The organism is Bradyrhizobium sp. Mp27, from assembly GCF_029953005.1.
Taxonomy (GTDB): Bacteria; Pseudomonadota; Alphaproteobacteria; order Rhizobiales; family Xanthobacteraceae; genus Bradyrhizobium; species Bradyrhizobium barranii.
Map to the genome: position 1 here is coordinate 1 of NZ_JASAUS010000041.1, position 18843 is coordinate 18843.

Genomic DNA, 18843 nt, shown 5'->3' on the forward strand with positions numbered 1-18843 from the left:
TACGCCCTCCCGACGCAACGACAAAACCGTAAAGCCCCGCGTTCAGCATAACCCGGCAGGAATCCACTTAAATCCAGCGGGGCGCTGTCCAAACAACCGGGGCCAGCTCTATGCGGAAGGCGCCTCAGTCAGAGATTTTTCGGCACGTCACCTCATCCCGGTATTGGAGATCGGTCCATATGAAGACTCTCAGCCTTCTGACCGCGGTCAGCATCGCAGCGCTCATCGCCGTCCCGTCGGCCGCCTCGGCCCAGCAGAAAACACTCTACGTCGCCGGTTACGGCGGCTCGTTCGAGAAGACCATCCGCGATGAGGTGATCCCGGCCTTCGAGAAGGAGAACGGGGTCAAGGTCGAGTACGTCGCCGGCAACTCCACCGACACGCTGGCCAAGCTGCAGGCGCAGAAGGGCAACCAGCAGATCGACGTCGCCATCGTCGACGACGGCCCGATGTACCAGGCGATCCAGCTCGGCTTCTGCGGCAAGCTCGACGGTCTGCCGGCCGATCTCTACGACACCGCGCGCTTCAAGGACGATCGCGCCGTTGCGATCGGCATCGTCGCGACCGGCCTGATGTACAACACCAAGGTGTTCGCCGAGAAAGGCTGGGCGCCGCCGACCTCCTGGAACGATCTGAAGGACACGAAATACGCCAAGCAGCTCGTGATCCCGCCGATCAACAACACCTACGGCCTCGAAGCGCTGGTGATGCTGTCGAAGATGAACGGCGGCGGCGAGACCAACGTCGATTCCGGCTTCAAGATCTTCAAGGAGCAGATCAATCCGAACGTGCTGGCCTATGAGCCGTCGCCGGGCAAGATGACCGAGCTGTTCCAGTCCGGCCAGGCCGTGATCGCGGTGTGGGGCACCGGCCGCGTGCAGAGCTTCGCCAACACCGGCTTCCCCGTCGACTTCGTCTATCCGAAGGAAGGCGCGGCGACGCTGCTGACGACGGCGTGTCCGATCACGAAGCCCAACGCCTCACCGCTGGCCTCCAGCTTCGTCAAGATGCTGCTCGACCCAAAAATCCAGCTCGTGATGCTGAAGGACTACGGCTACGGCCCGATGCTGAAATCACTGGTGGTACCGCCGGAGCTCGGCAAGATGGCGCCGATCGGCGAGCGCGCGGCAAAGCTCTATAATCCGGACTGGACCGTCATCAACGAGAAGCGCGAGGAGTGGACCAAGCGCTGGAATCGCGAGGTCGAGCGTTGATCTGATCGTTCGTAGCGGAGACAGCGCATGGCCTATCTCGAGCTCGATCGGGTCGCAAAACAGTTCGGCGCGCAGACTGTGGTCGATGACTTCAGTCTGTCGGTGGGCAAGGGGGAGTTCATCTCCTTCCTCGGCCCGTCCGGCTGCGGCAAGACCACGACGTTGCAGATGATCGCGGGCTTCCTCGATCCCACACGCGGCGCGATCCGCCTGGAGGGCAAGGACCTGACCGCGATCCATCCCGCGAAGCGCGGGCTCGGCATCGTGTTCCAGAGCTACGCGCTGTTTCCGCATATGACCGCGGCGGAGAACGTCGCGTTCGGCCTCGAGATGCGCAACGTGCCGCGCGCCGAAAGAGCCGAGCGCGTCCGCGCCGCGCTCGCGATGGTCGGTCTTGCCGGTTATGAGGACCGCCATCCGCGCCGCATGTCCGGCGGTCAGCAGCAGCGCGTGGCCCTGGCGCGCGCGCTGGTGATCAAGCCGAGCGTGCTCTTGCTCGACGAGCCGCTGTCCAATCTCGACGCCAAACTGCGCGAGGAGATGCAGATCGAGCTGCGCCAGATCCAGCGCACCATCGGCACCACGACGATCCTCGTCACCCACGACCAGAACGAGGCGATGTCGCTGTCCGACCGCATCGTGGTGATGAGCCAGGGCCGCATCGAGCAGATCGGCTCGCCGCAGGAGACCTATGAGAAGCCGGCCTCGGCCTTCGTCTCGCAGTTCCTCGGCAAGTCCAACGACTTTGCGGCGACGATTGATCGGACCGCGACGCCCGCGCGGCTGGTTGCCGGCTCATGGAACGCGCTGGCGCCAGCCGGGCTCAGTGGCCCTGTCACTGTCAGCATTCGCCCTGAACGGATCGGCTTTGGCGATACGGGGCTGATCGCAAAGATCGTCACGCGCATCTTCCAGGGCAATCACTGGCTGTTCCAGTGCGACAGCGAATGCGGACCCGCGATCGTGATCCGCCAGAATGACGGGACCGCGCCGCCGACTGAGGGCGAGGCGGTTCGCCTCGTCTGGCGGCCCGAGGACATGAGCGTGCGCGCGAGGGCCGGCGCATGAGCACGGCCGCCGAGGAGCGCAGCGCGCGTGCACCGTGGGCGCTGACCGCGCCCGCCTTGATGCTGTTCGTCGGCGTGCTGCTGATTCCGCTGGCGATGACGGTGATGCTGTCGTTTCACGACTGGGGGCAGTACAAGGGCATCGAGCCGGTCTTCATCCTCAAGAACTGGCACGAGATCGCGACCGATCCCTATTACGCCGAAATGTTCTGGCGGACGTTTCGCATCGCGATCCTGACAACGCTGCTCACCGCTTTGCTCGGCGCACCCGAAGCCTACATCCTCAACCGCATGAGCGGCCGCTGGAAGAGCTTTTTCCTGCTGATCATCCTCGGACCGCTCTTGATCTCCGTGGTGGCGCGGACGCTTGGCTGGGCGCTGCTGTTCGGCGGCAACAACGGACTCGTCAACAAGCTCCTGATGTCGCTCGGAGTGATCCGCTCGCCCATTCCCTTCATGTTCACCGAGACAGGGATGGTGGTTGCGCTCGCCCATGTGATGATGCCGTTCATGGTGCTGTCGGTGTGGGCCGCGCTCCAGCGGCTCAATCCGCAGATCGAGAACGCCGCGATGTCGCTCGGCGCGGGACCCGTGACCATCATCCGCCGCATCATCATGCCGCAGATCATGCCGGGCGTGCTGTCGGGGGCGATCATCGTGTTCTCGCTCTCCGCCAGTGCCTTCGCGACGCCGGCGATCATCGGCGGCCGTCGGCTCAAGGTCGCGGCGACGCTGGCCTATGACGAATTCCTCAACACGCTGAACTGGCCGCTCGGTGCAGCGGTCGCAACCCTTCTGCTGGTCGCGCTGGTGCTGATCGTCGTCGGCAGCAACGCGCTGATCGAGCGCCGCTACGCGGAGGTGTTCCGATGAGCCGGAACGGCCCGCTCGCGCTGATCTTCCACACCATCTTCGTCATCGTCATGGTGGCGCCGATCCTGGTGGTCTGCCTCGTTGCCTTCACGCCCGAGGGCTTCCTGTCGCTGCCGACCAACGGCTTTTCGCTGCGCTGGTTCAGGGCGATCGCCAACTATCCCGAGTTCATCCATGCCTTCTGGGTCAGCCTGGGGCTCGGTGCGCTCTCATCCCTCGTGGCGCTGCTGTTCGCGGTGCCGGCGGCGCTCGCGATCGCGCGTTATCGCTTCCGCGGCCGCGATGCGCTCGCGGCGCTGTTCCTGTCGCCGCTGATGATCCCGCATGTCGTGCTCGGCATCGCCTTCCTGCGCTTCTTCACCTCGGCCGGCCTCGGCGGCAGCTTTGCCGCGCTGATCATCGCGCATGTCATCATCGTGTTTCCGTTCGCGCTGCGGCTGACGCTGGCGGCGGCGACCGGCATGGACCTCTCGGTCGAGATGGCGGCAGTCTCGCTCGGCGCCAACGGCTGGACCCTGTTTCGCCGCGTGACGCTGCCGCTGATCCTGCCCGGCGTCATCAGTGGTTGGGCGCTCGCCTTCATCCAGTCGTTCGACGATCTCACCATGACCGTCTTCCTCGCGGCACCCGGCACCGAGACGTTGCCGGTGCGCATGTTCCTTTACATCCAGGACAACATCGATCCGCTGGTGACGTCGGTCTCGGCCTGCGTGATCGCTGTTACCATGACCGCCCTCATTCTGCTCGACCGCTTCTACGGGCTCGACCGTGTGCTCGCCGGCAAGGGCGATACGGGACGATAGGAGAATTTATGCGAACGGATTACGACGTCGCCGTCGTCGGAGGCGGACTGCTCGGCTCCGCCATTGCCTGGGGCCTCGGTCGGCTCGGCAAGAGCGTGGCCGTGCTCGACGAAGGCGACATCACCAAGCGCGCCTCGCGCGCGAATTTTGCGCTGGTCTGGGTGCAGAGCAAAGGTCTGGGCATGCCCGCCTATACCGTCTGGACCGTGCGGGCATCGGAAGCCTGGGGCCGGCTCGCCTCGGAGCTGAAGCAGCAGACCGGGCTGGACGTCTCGCTCCAGCAGAATGGTGGCTTTCATCTCACGCTCGGCGACGACGAGTTCGGCCAACGCGCCGAGCTGGTCAAGCGCATGCACAACCAGACCGGTGCTGCCGATTACAAGATGGAGATGCTCTCCGCCTCCGAGGTGAAAAAGTCGTTGCCGCTGATTGGACCGGAAGTGTCCGGCGGCAGCTATTGTCCGCTCGACGGCCACGTCAATTCGCTGCGGACCTTCCGCGCGTTCCACACCGGCTTCAGGGCGTTCGGCATCGACTATTTTCCGGAGCGCCCGGTCTCGGCGATCAGCAAGAGCGGAGGCGAATTCCGCCTGACCACGCCGAAGGGCGAGCTGCGCGCCGCCAAGATCGTTCTCGCGGCCGGCAATGCCAACCAGACGCTGGCGCCGATGGTCGGCCTCCACGCGCCGATGGGCCCGACCCGCGGCCAGATCGTGGTGACCGAGCGCACCATGCCGTTCCTGCCGCATCCGCTGACCACGATCCGCCAGACCGACGAGGGCACGGTGATGATCGGTGACAGCAAGGAGGATGAGCTCGACGATCGCGCGCTGAAGCATTCCGTCAGCGCCGTGATGGCCGATCGCGCGCAAAGGATGTTCCCGCATCTGTCGCGGCTCAACGTCGTCAGGAGCTGGGCCGGCATCCGCGTCATGCCGCAGGACGGCTTTCCGATCTACGACCAGTCGGAGACGCATCCCGGCGCCTTCGTCGCCTGCTGTCATTCCGGCGTGACGCTCGCCTCCAACCACGCCTTCGAGATCGCGCGCATGGTCGCAGCTGGCGCGCTCGAGCCGGAGCTGGTCGGCGCGTTCTCGGCCAGCCGTTTCGGCGCCGCCGGCGCTGCGAACAACAGCGGCTATTAGAGATATCTAAAGGAGCCAAGAGGCATCCCATGTTTAGACGATCCGAGCAGGACAAGCGACCGCAGGTCCAGATCTTCGTGGATGGCACGGCCATCGCGGCGCGCCAGGGCGACACCGTCTCCGCCGCGCTGCTGGCCTCCGGCTGTGATGCGCGCCGTTCCACCGCAGTGAGCGGCGCGCCGCGTCTGCCCTATTGCATGATGGGCGTGTGCTTCGACTGCCTCATCACCATCGACGGCGTCGGCAACCGCCAGGGCTGCCTCGTGCCTGTCGCCGAGGGCATGCAGATCGAGATTCAGAAGGGCAAGCGAGAGATCGGAAAATGACTGTAGCTCCCAAGCGCGAAGCCTATGACGTCGTGGTGATCGGCGCCGGGCCCGCCGGCCTCGCGGCCGCTGCGACATCAGCCGAAGCCGGCCTGTCGACGCTGCTGCTCGACGAGAACATCGGGCCCGGCGGCCAGGTGTTTCGCGCCATCTCGTCGACGCCGGTGACCGACCGCAACCAGCTCGGCGCCGACTATTGGGTCGGTGCCGATCTCGTTCAGTCGCTCCGCGCGAGCCGCGCCGAGATTATCCATCGCGCCACCGTCTGGAGTCTCGACCGCAACCTCGAGATCGCCGTCTCGATCGGCGGTGCATCCGCTTTCCTCAAGGCGCAGCGCGTGATCCTCGCGACCGGCGCGCTGGAGCGGCCGTTCCCGATTCCCGGCTGGACCTTGCCGGGCGTGATGACCGCGGGCGCGGCGCAGACGATGCTGAAATCATCGGCCCTGGTGCCTGACGGACGCACGGTGATCGCGGGGCAGGGGCCTCTGCTCTGGCTGCTCGCCGCGCAGATTTTGCGCCTCGGCGGCCGCATCGACCGCATTCTCGACACCACCGAGCGCGGCAATTATTTCGCCGCGCTCCCGCACGCCTTCGCGTTCCTGACCTCGCCCTATTTCACCAAGGGCCTGTCGATGATGCGCGAGGTGAAGACGAAGGTGCAGGTCGTCTCAGGTGTGACCGAGCTAGCTGCGGCTGGCGAGGGCCAGCTCGCGAGCGTGAGCTATGTCGCCGGTGGCAAGCGCGAGACCATCCCCGCGGATCTGTTGCTGTTGCATCAGGGCGTCGTGCCCAACGTCAATCTCGCGATGGCCGCTGGTATCGAGCATCGCTGGGATGATCTGCAATTGTGCTGGTCGCCAGTGTTAGACGCGAGCGGCAATTCATCGGTCGCTGGCATCGCGATCGCTGGTGACGGCGCCGGCATCGGTGGTGCCAATGCGGCTGTGGTCCGTGGCCGCATCGCGGCGCGCGCGGCGGTGGAGGCATTGGCGCCTGCGGTTGTGACAAAACTTGCGCCGATGGCGACGCTCCGCGCCGATCTCGCCAAGGCCGAGCGCGGCCGCGTCTTCCTCGACACGCTGTTCCGGCCCGCGCCGCAGTTCCGCATTCCCACGGGCGACACTATCGTCTGCCGCTGCGAGGAAGTCACCGCGAAGGACCTTCTCGATGCCGTCGCCATCGGCGCGACCGGGCCGAACCAGCTCAAGGCCTATCGCCGCACCGGCATGGGCCCGTGCCAGGGCCGGCTCTGCGGCCTGACCGTGACCGAGCTGATGGCGCAGGCGCGGGGCAAGACGGCACAGGAGATCGGCTATTACCGGCTGCGCGCGCCGGTCAAGCCAATCACGCTCGCCGAGCTCGCCGCTGTCCCGAAGAGCGAGGCCGACGTCAAAGCGGTGGTGCGCGGATGACCCAAAACGTGGATGCGATCGTCGTCGGCGGCGGCATCCACGGATGCTCGACCGCGCTGCATCTGTGCCTCGCCGGCATGAAGCCGGTGCTGATCGAGAAAGACTACGCCGGCCGCCATGCTTCCGGCGTCAATGCCGGCGGCGTCCGCCAGCTCGCGCGGCACGTGCCCGAAATCCCGCTCTCGATCCGCTCGATGGGGATCTGGGAGAAGATCACCGACCTTCTCGACGACGATTGCAGCTTTGAGAGTTACGGTCAGGTTCTTGTCGCGGAGAACGAGGAGGAGCTCGCGGTCTGCCGCACGCGTGTCGCTGAGCTGAACGCGCTTGGTTTCACCCATGAAGAGCTGATCGACGCGACTGAATTGCGGCGGCTGGTGCCGGCCGTGGCTGAGACATGTCCGGGCGGCGTGGTGTCGCGCCGCGATGGCGCCGCCAATCCGGCGCAGACGACGACGGCGTTCCGGCGCAAGGCTGAGCAGCTCGGCGCGACCGTGCGCGAGGGCGTGGCGGCCAGCAACATCCGTCAGAGCGACGGCCTCTGGCACGTCGATGTCGGCACTGAAACCTTTGCCGCGCCGGTGCTCGTCAATGCCGCCGGCGCCTGGGCCGGGAACATCGCCGCCGCGCTCGGCGAGCCCGTTCCGGTCGAGACCGTGGCGCCGATGCTGATGATCACCTCGCGCGTGCCGCACTTCATCGACCCCGTCGTGATCCTGCGCGGGCGCAAACTGTCCTTCAAGCAATTCTCCAACGGCACCGTGCTGATCGGCGGCGGCCATCTGGCAACGCCCTATCAGGATCGCAACGAGACCGTGCTGGACTGGAAGAGCCTCGCGATCAGCGCGCGCACCGTGTTCGAGTTGTTCCCGGTGATGCGCAGCGCGACGATCGTCCGCGCCTGGGCCGGCATCGAGGCGAAGATGAAGGACGACATCCCGGTGTTCGGACCGAGCAGCCGCCACAAGGGCCTCTATCACCAGTTCGGCTTCTCGCTGCACGGCTTCCAGCTCGGCCCCGGCGCCGGCGCCGTGATGGCCGAGCTGATCGTCAACGGCGGCACCCAGACCCGAATCGGCGATCTCGGCATCGACCGTTTCCATCCTTCCACGCTCTAAGAAGAGGACATCATGAGCATCACCCGCAGCATCCGCACGCCCATCATGCACCGCGCCGTCGAGGCCAACGGCTTCGTCTTCATCGGCGGCACCATCGCCGACGACACCTCGGTCTCGATGGGCGATCAGACCCGCAACATCCTCGGCAAGATCGCCGGCTATCTGAAGGAAGCCGGCACCGACAAGTCGCGCGTCGTCAGCACCTCGATCTTCGTCACGGATCTTTCCAAGAAGAAGGAGATGGACGCGGTCTGGACCGAATTCTTCGGCGACAACCTGCCGACGCGCGCCACGGTTGGCGTCGCCGATCTCGGCGGCGGTGCGCTGATCGAGGTGGTGGTCACTGCGCTCAAGGGCTGATTGCGCTCTTCTCACGGGACCGTGAAGAGAGCCGTCGATCCGAACATGACGAAGATGTAATGGTCTGGACTAGCTGCGGCGCTTTGACGCGCCGCAGTTTCCGTTTATCAGTAGGGGACTCGGCTGGAATGCCCAATGTCCTCGCAGAATAATAATAACAAGCTCGCGATCAAATTTCGCTGCCCCGGAGAACTCGAAGGCCTGCTGCCGCAGCCGGTGCCGGCGAATCTCGGCGTTCCCGACTGGCTCAAGGCGATGCCGACCACGGCCTTCAGTGCCCTCAATCAGCAGGATGACGAGACGGTCAAGCGCTGCCCGCCCTTCATCGACGCGATGACATGCGGTTTCCTGATCCCGCTGATCTGCGATATCAGGGTCGAGGATGGCGAGATCAGCTGGGACAACGACATCCCGCCCGGCGGTGAGATCGATTTTCCGCGCTCGCCGATCAGCTTTCACGATCAGGGCCAGCTCACCGGCTCGCCGCTGTTCGAGGCCGATCGCTTCGTCATCAAGTTTCACAATCTCTGGACCATCGAGGCGCCGGAAGGCTATTCGCTGTTCTTCACCCATCCGGTCAATCGCTTCGACCTGCCGTTCATCACGCTGAGCGGCCTCGTCGATTGCGATCGCTATCGCGACAGCTGGATCCACTTTCCGGCGCATTGGCACAATACGGGCTTTCGCGGCGTGCTGCCCAAGGGCACACCGATCGCGCAATGCATTCCGGTCAAGCGTGAGGATTGGACGCGGCAGACCTCGGCCTTCACCGAGGATGAAGCGCAGAAAGTCCACGCCCTGCGCTCCGCGCTGAAGCGCGAGCCGGGTCTGTACCGGCGGAAATTCAGGGCGTAGGCCGCTCGGGCCTGGCTCCCAGGAATTTCGCCGCGGCGCTCGGGCGGAAGAAGAAGCGGCCGTGCGACGAGGCGGCGAGTGTGAGGGCGGCGCGGCTGAGCATCTGCGGCCGTCCGCCATACACGGACCGCAGCGCCGCCTCGCCGCCATCGCGTTCGCCCATCTCCATCAGGCAGATCGCGAGATTGGCGCGGGAGAGAGCGTCGTCCGGGCGAAGCCCGAGCGCGTGACGGTAGGTGTCGGCGGCCTCCGCATAGGCGCCGTCGAGAAGCTCGGCCCAGGCAAGTTCGGTCAGGATATCGGTGCGTCCCGGCGCGATCGCGCGCGCCGCGGTCAGCACGGTACGCGCTTTGGCGCGATTGTTATTCCGGACATGCATGCGGCCAAGGTCGAGTTGCAGATCGACGCTGGCCGGGGCGAGCGCGAGGGCTTGCTCGATCATCCCGACCGCCTCGCCAACCTCGCCGGCGTTCGCAAGCTGGCCCGCCAGCTCCTGGAACGCGGGCAGATAGGGCGGACGGCGCGCTGTGGTTCGCCGCAGTTGCGCCAGTCCATCGCTTCTGCGCCGCGCGGCACACAGCACATGGCCGAGCAGCGTCTCGATTTCGGGGTCGCTATTGCGCTTCGCGGCTTTCTCCAGCGGCGCAATCGCCTCCTCTGCACGCTCCTGGCCGAGCAGGGCATGGGCGAGGATCAGCACGGCATTCCGGTCGGTACGATTTGATTTCAGGGCTTCGGTCGCAAGCTGCCTTGCAATGTCGAACTGCTTTGCACGTAGCGCCAGAAAGGCTTGCTGAAGCAGTTGGGCGAGGGGGCTATTCGGCTTGCCGCTCAAGAGATGGCCTCTTGGTTGAGACACGTTGTTTTTTGCCCCTTACCGCATGCCCCATGCAGCGTCCATCAACAGCTTCGTGATGCTTTGCTGATTGGCCCGGACGCGTCGCACGGAATGCGCCTTGATCTCGGCGCCCGGCGGGATTATCAGCGAGACATCAATCAGGAGTTTCGCATCCATGGATTTCACCCCGACCGCAACGCCCATCCGCCTTGCTCACGGGGAATTCCATGCCTGCATCGATCATTCTGTCGAACCTCTCGCTGTCCACGCCTGACGGCCGTCCTCTCCTTTCCGACCTCAACCTGACATTTGGTGCCGAACGGGCTGGTCTCGTCGGCCGCAACGGCGTCGGCAAGACGACGCTGCTTGCTGCGATCACCGGAGAGCACATTCCCCAAGCGGGACGCGTTCTCGTGAGCGGAACCGTGGGGATGCTCCGCCAGGACGTCCAGCTTCCTGCGGGCGCCGCGGTGATCGATCTGTTCGGCGCGCGCGCAGCGCTGGAGCTGCTTCGCCGTGCCGAGCGGGGCGATGCATTCGCCGACGAAGTCACCGACGTCGACTGGACGCTTGAAGCGCGGCTTGCGTCCGCGCTCGCGCGTGTCGGGTTCGCTCCTGATACCGACACGGAGCTGGATCGTTTGTCGGGCGGGCAGGTCACGCGGATCCGTCTGGCCGCGCTGGTCTTCGCCGAGCCGGACTTCCTGCTGCTCGATGAGCCCACCAACAATCTCGATCGGGATGGACGTAAGTCAGTGGTCGACCTGCTCGCAGGCTGGCGGGGCGGGGCGATCGTCGTCAGTCACGACCGCGACCTGCTCGAGACCATGGATGCCATCGTCGAGATGACATCGCTCGGGGCAAGACGGTACGGCGGCAATTGGAGCAGTTACCGCGAGCAGAAGGCCATCGAGCTCGCTGCCGTCAGGCACGACCTTGCGAATGCCGAGAAGCATCTCGCCGAGATCGACGGCAAGGCGCAGGAGGCAGCGGAACGCAAGGCGCGCAAGGACAGCGGCGGCAGGAAGAAGCGCGCCAAGGGCGACATGCCGCGCATTCTCGCCGGTGCACGCAAGGACCGCAGCGAGGACAGCGGCGGAAAGACCGCGCAGATCGCCGAGCGGCGGCGTACGGAGGCGCTCGAAGCTGTCGACTCGGCACGCCGCCGCATCGAGATTCTTCAACCGCTGTCCGCGAAACTGCCATCGACAAACCTGCCGGCGGGGCGGGAGATGGTCTGGCTCGAAGGAGTCAGTGCCGGCTATCATCCGGAGTGCGCGATCATGCGCGATCTATCTTTCACAATCGTCGGGCCGGAGCGCGTTGCTGTCGTCGGGCCGAACGGCTCGGGCAAGACGACCTTGCTGAAGCTCATTGCGGGCGAGATGCGCCCTCTTGCGGGCACTGTGCGGGTCAGGCCGGACTTCGCATTGTTCGACCAGAAAGTCAGCCTGCTCGATCCCGCGGTCTCCATCCTGGATAATTTCAGGCGTCTCCATCCACATGCGGGCACGAATGCGTGCCATGCCGCGCTGGCGCGCTTCATGTTTCGCGCCGATGCCGCGTTGCAGATCGTCGAGAGCCTGAGTGGCGGGCAGCTGCTTCGTGCCGGCCTTGCCTGCGTGTTTGGCGGGACGACACCGCCTTCATTGCTGATTCTGGACGAGCCGACCAATCATCTCGACATCGACGCCATTGAAGCCGTCGAGGCGGGCCTGCGGGCCTATGACGGCGCGCTGCTCGTGGTCAGTCACGACGAGGCGTTCCTGCAGGCGATCGATATCACGCGCAGGGTCGAGCTGATCGCCAGCTCGGCTCTCTAAGGCTCATGGGCCGACACAAATACCCGACGCCCTGCCCCCAGCGCGTCGGGTGGAAAGATAGAGTATCAATCGGTGAACCCAACGCCATTGTTGTGACGCGTGCCTTGCCAATTCTCCAGTCCGGGAGACTACCGGCTGCGTGACGCGGCCTACGAGGCCGCGCTGCCGCCCGGTTCCAGCGCCTCGCCCATCTCCAGCGGATGAGCCATGGTCTCGTGCAGCGCCTCGCGATCGAGCTCGCCTTCGGAGATGCTGATGACGACGCAGGCGACACCGTTGCCGATCAGGTTGGTGAGCGCGCGGCACTCGCTCATGAACTTGTCGATCCCGACCAGGATCGCGATCGACTGGATCGGGATGTCGGGAACGATCGAGAGCGTCGCGGCGAGCGTGATGAAGCCGGCGCCGGTCACGCCCGAGGCGCCCTTCGAGGTGATCATGGCGATGCCGAGAATGCCGAGCTCCTGCCAGATCGTCAGATGGGTGTTGGTCGCCTGCGCCAGGAACAGCGTCGCTAGCGTCATGTAGATGTTGGTGCCGTCGAGGTTGAAGCTGTAACCGGTCGGAATGACGAGGCCGACCACCGAGCGCGAGGCGCCGAGATGCTCCATCTTCTGGATCATCTGCGGCAGCACCGTTTCCGAGGAGGAGGTGCCGAGCACGATCAAGAGTTCGTCCTTGATGTAGGCGATGAAGCGCAGGATCGAGAAGCCGGAGAGTCGCGCGATCGAGCCCAGCACGATCAGCACGAACAGGATGCTGGTGAGATAGAACGTGCCGATCAGGGCGGCGAGGTTGAGCAGCGAGCCGAGGCCGTAGGCGCCGACGGTGAAGGCCATCGCGCCGAACGCGCCGATCGGCGCCACGCGCACGATGATGCGGATGATGCCGAAGAACATTTTCGCGGCCTTGTCGATCGCTTCCGCGATCGGCTCGCCGGCCTTGCCGAGGAAGGCGATGGCGAAGCCCGACAGGATCGAGATCAGCAGCACCTGAAGCAGGTCGCCGCGCGCGATCGCGCCCACATAGCTGTCGGGAATGATCGCCATCAGATGGGCGACGATGCCTTCCTCCTTGGCCTTGGTGACGTAGGTCGCGACCGATTTCGGATCGATCGTGGCGGGATCGATGTTGAAGCCGTGCCCGGGCTGGAGAATCTCGCCGACCAGCAGGCCGATGGCGAGCGCGACGGTCGAGACCGTCTCGAAATAGATCAGCGACTTCAGCCCGACCCGGCCGACGCGCTTGAGGTCGCCCATCGAGGAAATGCCGTGCACCACGGTGCAGAAGATCACAGGCGCGATCATCATCTTGATCAGCGCGATGAAGCCGTCGCCGAGCGGCTTCAGCTCCTTGCCGAGATCAGGATAGAAATAGCCGACGAGCACCCCGAGTGCGATCGCGATCAGGACCTGGATGTAGAGGATCTTGTACCAGGGTTGATGCCGGCGATGGACGGCTGGCTGGATCGCGACTTGTGTCATAGTGTGTGCCCCGGAACGCATCGGTTTTTGATTCTGCAAGATCTGGATTTTGCAAGTTTTGAATCTTGCATGACTCGCATCATGTGATGGTCGCCGCAGAAGCGACAATCACATTTTTGTCGGATCGCACGAAGATCGGTCGCTGCACCGCAACGGGGGGAATATGACAACCACGATGGGCTCGGACGAGCAGCCGCAGAGCTATTTTCCGCGCTGGAAATTCAAGGCCTCGGGCGTGATCATGCCGGAGGAACGGCTGTCATGGGGCCAGACCGTCGTCTCCGGTCTCCAGCATTGCGTCGCGATGTCGGGCTCGACGATCATCGCGCCGCTGCTGATGGGGTTCGATCCCAATGTTGCGGTCCTGTTCTCCGGCATCGGCACGCTGATCTTCTTCGTCATCGTCGCGGGGCGCGTGCCGAGCTATCTCGGCTCGAGCTTCGCGTTCATCGCCGTCGTCATCGCCGCCACCGGCTATGCCGGGCAGGGGCCGAATCCAAATCTCTCCGTCGCGCTCGGCGGCATCGTTGGTGCCGGCGTGCTCTACGGCGTGATCGCGCTGATCGTGATGTGGTCGGGCGTTGGCTGGGTCGAGCGCCTGATGCCGCCGGCCGTCACCGGCGCCGTGGTCGCCGCGATCGGCCTCAATCTCGCGCCCGTAGCGGTCAAGGCGGTGAGCGTCAACGCGTTCGACACCTGGATCGGGCTCGCGACGGTGCTGATCATCGGCATGGTGGCCGTTGCCGCTCCAGGCCTGTGGCGCCGCCTGCCGATCATCCTCGGTGCGATCGGCGGATATCTCCTGTACCTGCTGTTCGCGAACGGCCTCGGCTTCGGCAAGCCGATCGACTTCGCGCAGCTCGCAGCCGCGCCGTGGCTGGGCATGCCGAGCTTCACCACGCCGACCTTCCACGCCGATGCAATCTTTCTGATCGCGCCCGTTGCCGTCATCCTCGTCGCCGAGAACCTCGGTCACATCAAGGCCGTCGGCGCCATGACGGGCCGGAGCCTCGATGGCTATCTCGGCCGCGCGCTGTTCGCCGACAGCCTCGCGACCATCGTGGCAGCCTGCGGCGGCGGCACCGGCGTCACCACCTATGCCGAGAACATCGGCGTCATGGCGGCGACGAAAGTCTATTCGACACTGTTGTTTGCATTCGCGGCCACGGTCTCGATCCTGCTCGGCTTCTCGCCGAAATTCGGCGCATTGATCCTGTCGATCCCGGGTCCCGTCATCGGCGGCCTCTCGATCGTGCTGTTCGGATTGATCGCCGCGATGGCGGGCCGGATCTGGGTCGAGAACAAGGTCGACTTCGCAAATCCGGCGAACCTGATCACCGTCGCGGTGGCGCTGACCGCGGGCGCGGGTGATCTCACGCTCAAATTCGGCGCGTTCACGATCGGCGGGATCGGCACGGCGACCTTCGGCGCCATCATTCTCTACCAGATCCTGACCTCGCCGCTCGCGCGCCGCGCCGAGTGAATCCCTGCGATGCGCCAGCGGGATGGAACAAAACGCCGGTTCCGTCCATGATGAAGCATCCCCGGAGAAAGCTCATGCCGCAGACCGATCGCTCGACCCCGTTTTCCTCCCGCCTCGTCGGCCAATACGCGCTGGTGACCGGTGCCTCGCAAGGCATCGGCCGCGCGGTCGCCATCCGGCTCGCGCAGGAGGGCGCGACCGTTGCCATCAACTATGTCGATCACCCCGAGAGGGCCGAGGAGACGCTCGCGCTCGCAAGGACGGGATCGGCTGACCGCGGCCACGGCAAGCTCGACCATGTCGTCGTCAAGGCCGATGTCAGCAACGAGCAGGAGGTCGCCGCGATGTTCGAGACGGTGCTTTCGCGCTGGAAGCGGCTCGACTGCCTTGTCAACAATGCCGGTTTCCAGCGGGAGTCGCCGAGCGAGGCGCTCGACGTCGAGACCTACCGCCGCATCATCGACGTCAATCTCAACGGCGCCGTGCTCTGCGCGCAGAAGGCGCTCGCCCATTTCGTCGCGCGCGGGGCAGGGGGCTCCATCATCAATTGCTCCAGCGTCCACCAGATTATCCCGAAGCCCGGCTATCTCGCTTATTCGATCAGCAAGGGTGGCATCGCCAATCTGACGCGCACGCTGGCGCTGGAATTCGCCGGCCGCGGCATTCGTGTCAATGCGGTCGGCCCCGGCGCGATCGACACGCCGATCAACGCGGCCTGGACCGGTGATCCCGCCAAGCGCGGCGTCGTCACCAGCCACATTCCGCTGGAACGGGTCGGCACGCCGGAAGAGATCGCCGCCGTGTTCGCCTTCCTCGCCTCGGATGACGCGAGCTACATCACGGGCCAGACCATTTACGCCTGCGGAGGCCTGACGCTGTTCCCGGAATTTCGGGAGAACTGGGCGAGCTAGAGTGGATCAGCCTCGACTGCGGGCGGCTGGTCACGTTGCAGCGGCGGACATCTGGCAAAACGTCATGGCGCAGACTACATCTGCGCCATGGCAAACCCTCCGCAGGCAAACCGTTCGCTCGAAGATTTCGTCGGCCGGCACGAACGTCTGTTCGTGCTGACCGGCGCCGGCTGCAGCACCAATTCGGGCATTCCCGATTACCGCGACAGCCACGGCAATTGGAAGCGGACCCAGCCGGTCAATTTCCAGGCCTTCATGTCGGAAGAGCCTACGCGCCAGCGCTATTGGGCGCGCAGTCTGATCGGCTGGCGGCGGTTCGGCCAGGCGAGGCCGAACGATGCGCATCATGCGTTGGCCCGGCTCGAGGCGAGCGGGCGCTGCGAGATGCTTCTGACCCAGAACGTCGACCGGCTGCATCAGTCCGCCGGCCACCGGCAGGTGATCGATCTGCATGGCCGGCTCGATCTGGTCCGCTGCATGGGCTGCGGGGCGAAGACCCCGCGCAACGAATTCCAGGACAGGCTCGGCCGTGCCAATGCGGAATGGCTGACGCTCGACGCCGCCGATGCGCCTGATGGTGATGCCGATCTGGAGCACGCGGATTTTTCGTCGTTCAAGGTGCCCGCCTGCGAAGCCTGCGGCGGCATCCTCAAGCCCGACGTCGTGTTCTTCGGCGAGAACGTCCCGCGCGACGTGGTCGCCACCGCGCAGGATCATCTGGCGCAGGCCGACGCCATGCTGATCGTCGGCTCCTCGCTGATGGTCTATTCCGGTTTCCGCTTCGTGCAGGCTGCCGCGAACCGGCAGATCCCGATCGCCGCGGTCAATCTCGGACGCACCCGCGCCGACGATCTCCTCACGCTCAAGGTCGAGGAGCGCTGCGAGGCGGCGCTTGCATTCCTGCTCTGAGCGCGTGGGCCGCACCCTTCTACCGCATAGGTGCCGCGCAAAACGGCTCGGACGCTTCACCCCGGGCGTTGTCGCTGGTATGAAAATTGCTGCGGTTTTCGCACAGTTTGTCGACCAGCACGGAGAATTTGGAATGCTTGAGGGAGCCGAGGTGCGGCTTGCCGTTGATATCGGTGGCACGTTCACCGACATCGTGCTGGACGTGGGCGGGGTGCGCAAGACGCGCAAGGTGCTGACGACGCCGCAGCGGCCCGAGCAGGCGGTGCTGGATGGCATGCGTCTCATTCTCACTGACGCGCGCGCGCATATGAGCGACATCGACGTCTTCATTCACGGCACGACGCTCGCGACCAATGCCATCATCGAGCGCCGCGGCGCCAAGACCGCGCTGATTGCGACCGACGGCTTTCGCGACGTGCTCGATATCGGCACCGAGAGCCGCTATGACCAGTACGATCTCAGCATCGACAAGCCGAGGCCGCTGGCGCCGCGGTCGCTCCGCTTCACCGTGCCGGAGCGGATCGACGCACACGGCGCCGTTCGCCTCCCGCTGGACGAGGCGGCAGTGCGTGCACTCGCGCCAAAATTGCGCGCGTTGAACGTCGAGAGCGTCGCGATCGCCTTCCTGCACTCCTACGCCAATCCCGAGCACGAGCGCCGCACCGCCGCGATCCTCGGCGAGGAGATGCCGGGCATCTCCGTGACCGTGTCCTCTGCGGTGTGTCCGGAGATCCGCGAATACGAGCGCACCTCCACCGCGGTCGCCAACGCCTATGTGCAACCCCTGATCGACGGCTATCTCGCCCGCATGGCGGATGCCTTGCAGGTCGAGCAGTTCCGCGGCGCGATCTACCTCGTCACCTCCGGCGGCGGCGTCACCTCGATCGAGACGGCGCGGCGCTTTCCGGTGCGCCTCGTCGAATCCGGTCCCGCCGGCGGTGCGATCTTCGCGGCGCAGATCGCTGCGCGGCTCGGCGAGAGCAAGGTGCTGTCCTTCGACATGGGCGGCACGACCGCAAAAATCTGCCTGATCGAAAAATACCAGCCCGAGACCTCGCGCGTGTTCGAGGTCGATCGCGCGGCGCGCTTCCTGAAGGGCTCCGGCCTGCCGGTGCGCATCCCCGTGATCGAGATGGTCGAGATCGGCGCCGGCGGCGGCTCGATCGCGCATGTCGATGCGATGAAGCGCGTGACTGTCGGCCCCGAGAGCGCCTCGTCGGAGCCGGGCCCTGCCTGCTACGGCCGCGGTGGCCAGCGTCCGGCCGTGACGGATGCGGACGTTGCGCTCGGCATGATCGATCCTGATGCCTTTGCGGGCGGCACGATCAAGCTCAGCCCGGAGCTTTCAAAGGCGGCGCTGTTGCGCGCCGTCGGCGAGCCGCTGGGCCTGTCGGCGGAAAACGCGGCCTATGCCGTGCACGAGGTCGTCTGCGAGAACATGGCGAGCGCGGCGCGCGTGCATGCGGTCGAGCGCGGCGAGATCGTCGGCCAGCACACGCTGATCGCCTTCGGTGGTGCCGCGCCGCTCCATGCGGCCCGCGTCGCCGAGAAGATCGGCGTCTCGCGAGTCATCGTGCCCTCGAATGCCGGCGTCGGCTCGGCGGTCGGCTTCCTGGCTGCTCCCATAGCCTATGAGCTGGTGCGCAGCCGCCATGTCCGCCTCGATGATTTCGACACGGAGGGGGTTTCGGAGCTACTCCAGGAGATGGTGACTGAAGCGCGCGCGCTGGTGGAGCCGGGCGCGGCCGGTGCGCCGGTGCGCGAACGCCGCGCGGCCTTCATGCGCTATGTCGGCCAGGGCCACGAGATCTCGGTCGAGCTGCCGAACCGGCGGCTGACATCGGCCGATCTCGCCGGCCTGCGCCAGAACTTCGAGGCCGACTATTCGGCGATGTTCGAGCGGCCGATCCCGGGCGCCGCGATCGAGGTCCTGAGCTGGTCGGTGCTCGCGACCACCGATGCGCACAATCCTTCTGTCGTCGCTTCCGTTGCGCGCAAGCCCGCCGGCAAGGCCTCGGGCAGCCGCAAATTCTTCGACGGACGCGCGGGGGAAGTGATCGAGATCCCGCTTTATCGCCGCGAGGACATGGCACCGGGCGCGACCATTGCCGGCCCCGCCGTGATCGCCGAGGACGAAACGTCCACCTTCGTCTCCAACAGTTTTGACGCCCATATCGACGGTGCCGGCAGCATCGTCATGGAACGAAAGGCGGCCTGAT

The 18843-nt window shown here is 65.4% G+C and carries 18 protein-coding genes; 15 read left to right on the forward strand and 3 right to left on the reverse strand.

Features of this window, described 5'->3' with window-relative positions; genetic code table 11:
- Window positions 1–179: 179 nt before the first annotated feature.
- From QJT78_RS21385 to QJT78_RS21430, 10 genes are all read left to right on the forward strand, one after another.
- Complete coding sequence (locus QJT78_RS21385) at window positions 180–1214, forward strand: ABC transporter substrate-binding protein (RefSeq protein ID WP_038943211.1); 1035 nt, start codon at window positions 180–182, stop codon at window positions 1212–1214.
- A gap of 27 nt (window positions 1215–1241) precedes the next feature.
- Window positions 1242–2282, forward strand: a complete 1041-nt coding sequence (locus tag QJT78_RS21390) for an ABC transporter ATP-binding protein (RefSeq protein ID WP_038943212.1) — start codon at window positions 1242–1244, stop codon at window positions 2280–2282.
- A complete protein-coding gene (locus QJT78_RS21395) occupies window positions 2279–3154 on the forward strand; it encodes an ABC transporter permease (protein WP_028151448.1) in 876 nt (291 codons plus the stop codon). Before QJT78_RS21390 ends, QJT78_RS21395 begins: the two co-directional genes overlap by 4 nt.
- Window positions 3151–3957, forward strand: coding sequence for an ABC transporter permease (locus QJT78_RS21400; RefSeq protein ID WP_028151449.1), 807 nt, complete (start codon window positions 3151–3153; stop codon window positions 3955–3957). Before QJT78_RS21395 ends, QJT78_RS21400 begins: the two co-directional genes overlap by 4 nt.
- A gap of 8 nt (window positions 3958–3965) precedes the next feature.
- Window positions 3966–5102, forward strand: a complete 1137-nt coding sequence (locus tag QJT78_RS21405; protein ID WP_028151450.1) for an FAD-dependent oxidoreductase — start codon at window positions 3966–3968, stop codon at window positions 5100–5102.
- 29 nt (window positions 5103–5131) lie between these two features.
- The gene (locus QJT78_RS21410) at window positions 5132–5428 is read left to right on the forward strand and encodes a (2Fe-2S)-binding protein (RefSeq protein ID WP_028151451.1); all 297 of its coding nucleotides are present in this window, start codon (window positions 5132–5134) and stop codon (window positions 5426–5428) included.
- Window positions 5425–6843, forward strand: coding sequence for a (2Fe-2S)-binding protein (locus tag QJT78_RS21415; RefSeq protein ID WP_038943213.1), 1419 nt, complete (start codon window positions 5425–5427; stop codon window positions 6841–6843). Before QJT78_RS21410 ends, QJT78_RS21415 begins: the two co-directional genes overlap by 4 nt.
- Window positions 6840–7961, forward strand: a complete 1122-nt coding sequence (locus QJT78_RS21420) for an FAD-dependent oxidoreductase (RefSeq protein WP_028151453.1) — start codon at window positions 6840–6842, stop codon at window positions 7959–7961. Before QJT78_RS21415 ends, QJT78_RS21420 begins: the two co-directional genes overlap by 4 nt.
- Window positions 7962–7973: 12 nt before the next feature.
- Complete coding sequence (locus tag QJT78_RS21425) at window positions 7974–8321, forward strand: RidA family protein (RefSeq protein ID WP_028151454.1); 348 nt, start codon at window positions 7974–7976, stop codon at window positions 8319–8321.
- A 135-nt stretch (window positions 8322–8456) separates the two neighbouring features.
- The gene (locus QJT78_RS21430) at window positions 8457–9176 is read left to right on the forward strand and encodes a hypothetical protein (RefSeq protein ID WP_028151455.1); all 720 of its coding nucleotides are present in this window, start codon (window positions 8457–8459) and stop codon (window positions 9174–9176) included.
- On the opposite strand, the gene QJT78_RS21435 is transcribed toward QJT78_RS21430, so the two are convergent.
- Together QJT78_RS21435 and QJT78_RS21440 are read right to left on the reverse strand one after the other, a co-directional pair.
- Window positions 9166–10011, reverse strand: coding sequence for a tetratricopeptide repeat protein (locus tag QJT78_RS21435; protein ID WP_028151456.1), 846 nt, complete (start codon window positions 10009–10011; stop codon window positions 9166–9168). The two genes, QJT78_RS21430 and QJT78_RS21435, sit on opposite strands and share 11 nt — an antisense overlap.
- Before the next feature lie 39 nt (window positions 10012–10050).
- Window positions 10051–10218 carry a hypothetical protein gene (locus tag QJT78_RS21440; RefSeq protein ID WP_155257924.1) on the reverse strand — a complete coding sequence of 56 codons (168 nt, stop codon included), beginning with the start codon at window positions 10216–10218 and terminating at the stop codon, window positions 10051–10053.
- A gap of 23 nt (window positions 10219–10241) precedes the next feature.
- On the opposite strand from QJT78_RS21440, the gene QJT78_RS21445 reads away from it, so the two are divergent.
- Window positions 10242–11837, forward strand: a complete 1596-nt coding sequence (locus QJT78_RS21445) for an ABC-F family ATP-binding cassette domain-containing protein (protein ID WP_028151457.1) — start codon at window positions 10242–10244, stop codon at window positions 11835–11837.
- 149 nt (window positions 11838–11986) lie between these two features.
- On the opposite strand, the gene QJT78_RS21450 is transcribed toward QJT78_RS21445, so the two are convergent.
- Entirely contained in the window at window positions 11987–13321 is a 1335-nt protein-coding gene (locus QJT78_RS21450) for a dicarboxylate/amino acid:cation symporter (RefSeq protein WP_028151458.1), read from the reverse strand.
- A gap of 163 nt (window positions 13322–13484) precedes the next feature.
- On the opposite strand from QJT78_RS21450, the gene QJT78_RS21455 reads away from it, so the two are divergent.
- From QJT78_RS21455 to QJT78_RS21470, 4 genes are all read left to right on the forward strand, one after another.
- Complete coding sequence (locus QJT78_RS21455) at window positions 13485–14804, forward strand: solute carrier family 23 protein (RefSeq protein ID WP_038943216.1); 1320 nt, start codon at window positions 13485–13487, stop codon at window positions 14802–14804.
- Between the two features lie 74 nt (window positions 14805–14878).
- Window positions 14879–15715, forward strand: a complete 837-nt coding sequence (locus QJT78_RS21460; RefSeq protein WP_028151460.1) for an SDR family oxidoreductase — start codon at window positions 14879–14881, stop codon at window positions 15713–15715.
- 87 nt (window positions 15716–15802) lie between these two features.
- On the forward strand, window positions 15803–16624 hold the full coding sequence (locus QJT78_RS21465; RefSeq protein ID WP_028151461.1) for an NAD-dependent protein deacetylase: 822 nt from the start codon (window positions 15803–15805) through the stop codon (window positions 16622–16624).
- 133 nt (window positions 16625–16757) lie between these two features.
- Entirely contained in the window at window positions 16758–18842 is a 2085-nt protein-coding gene (locus tag QJT78_RS21470; RefSeq protein WP_212490788.1) for a hydantoinase/oxoprolinase family protein, read from the forward strand.
- Window position 18843 lies beyond the last annotated feature (1 nt).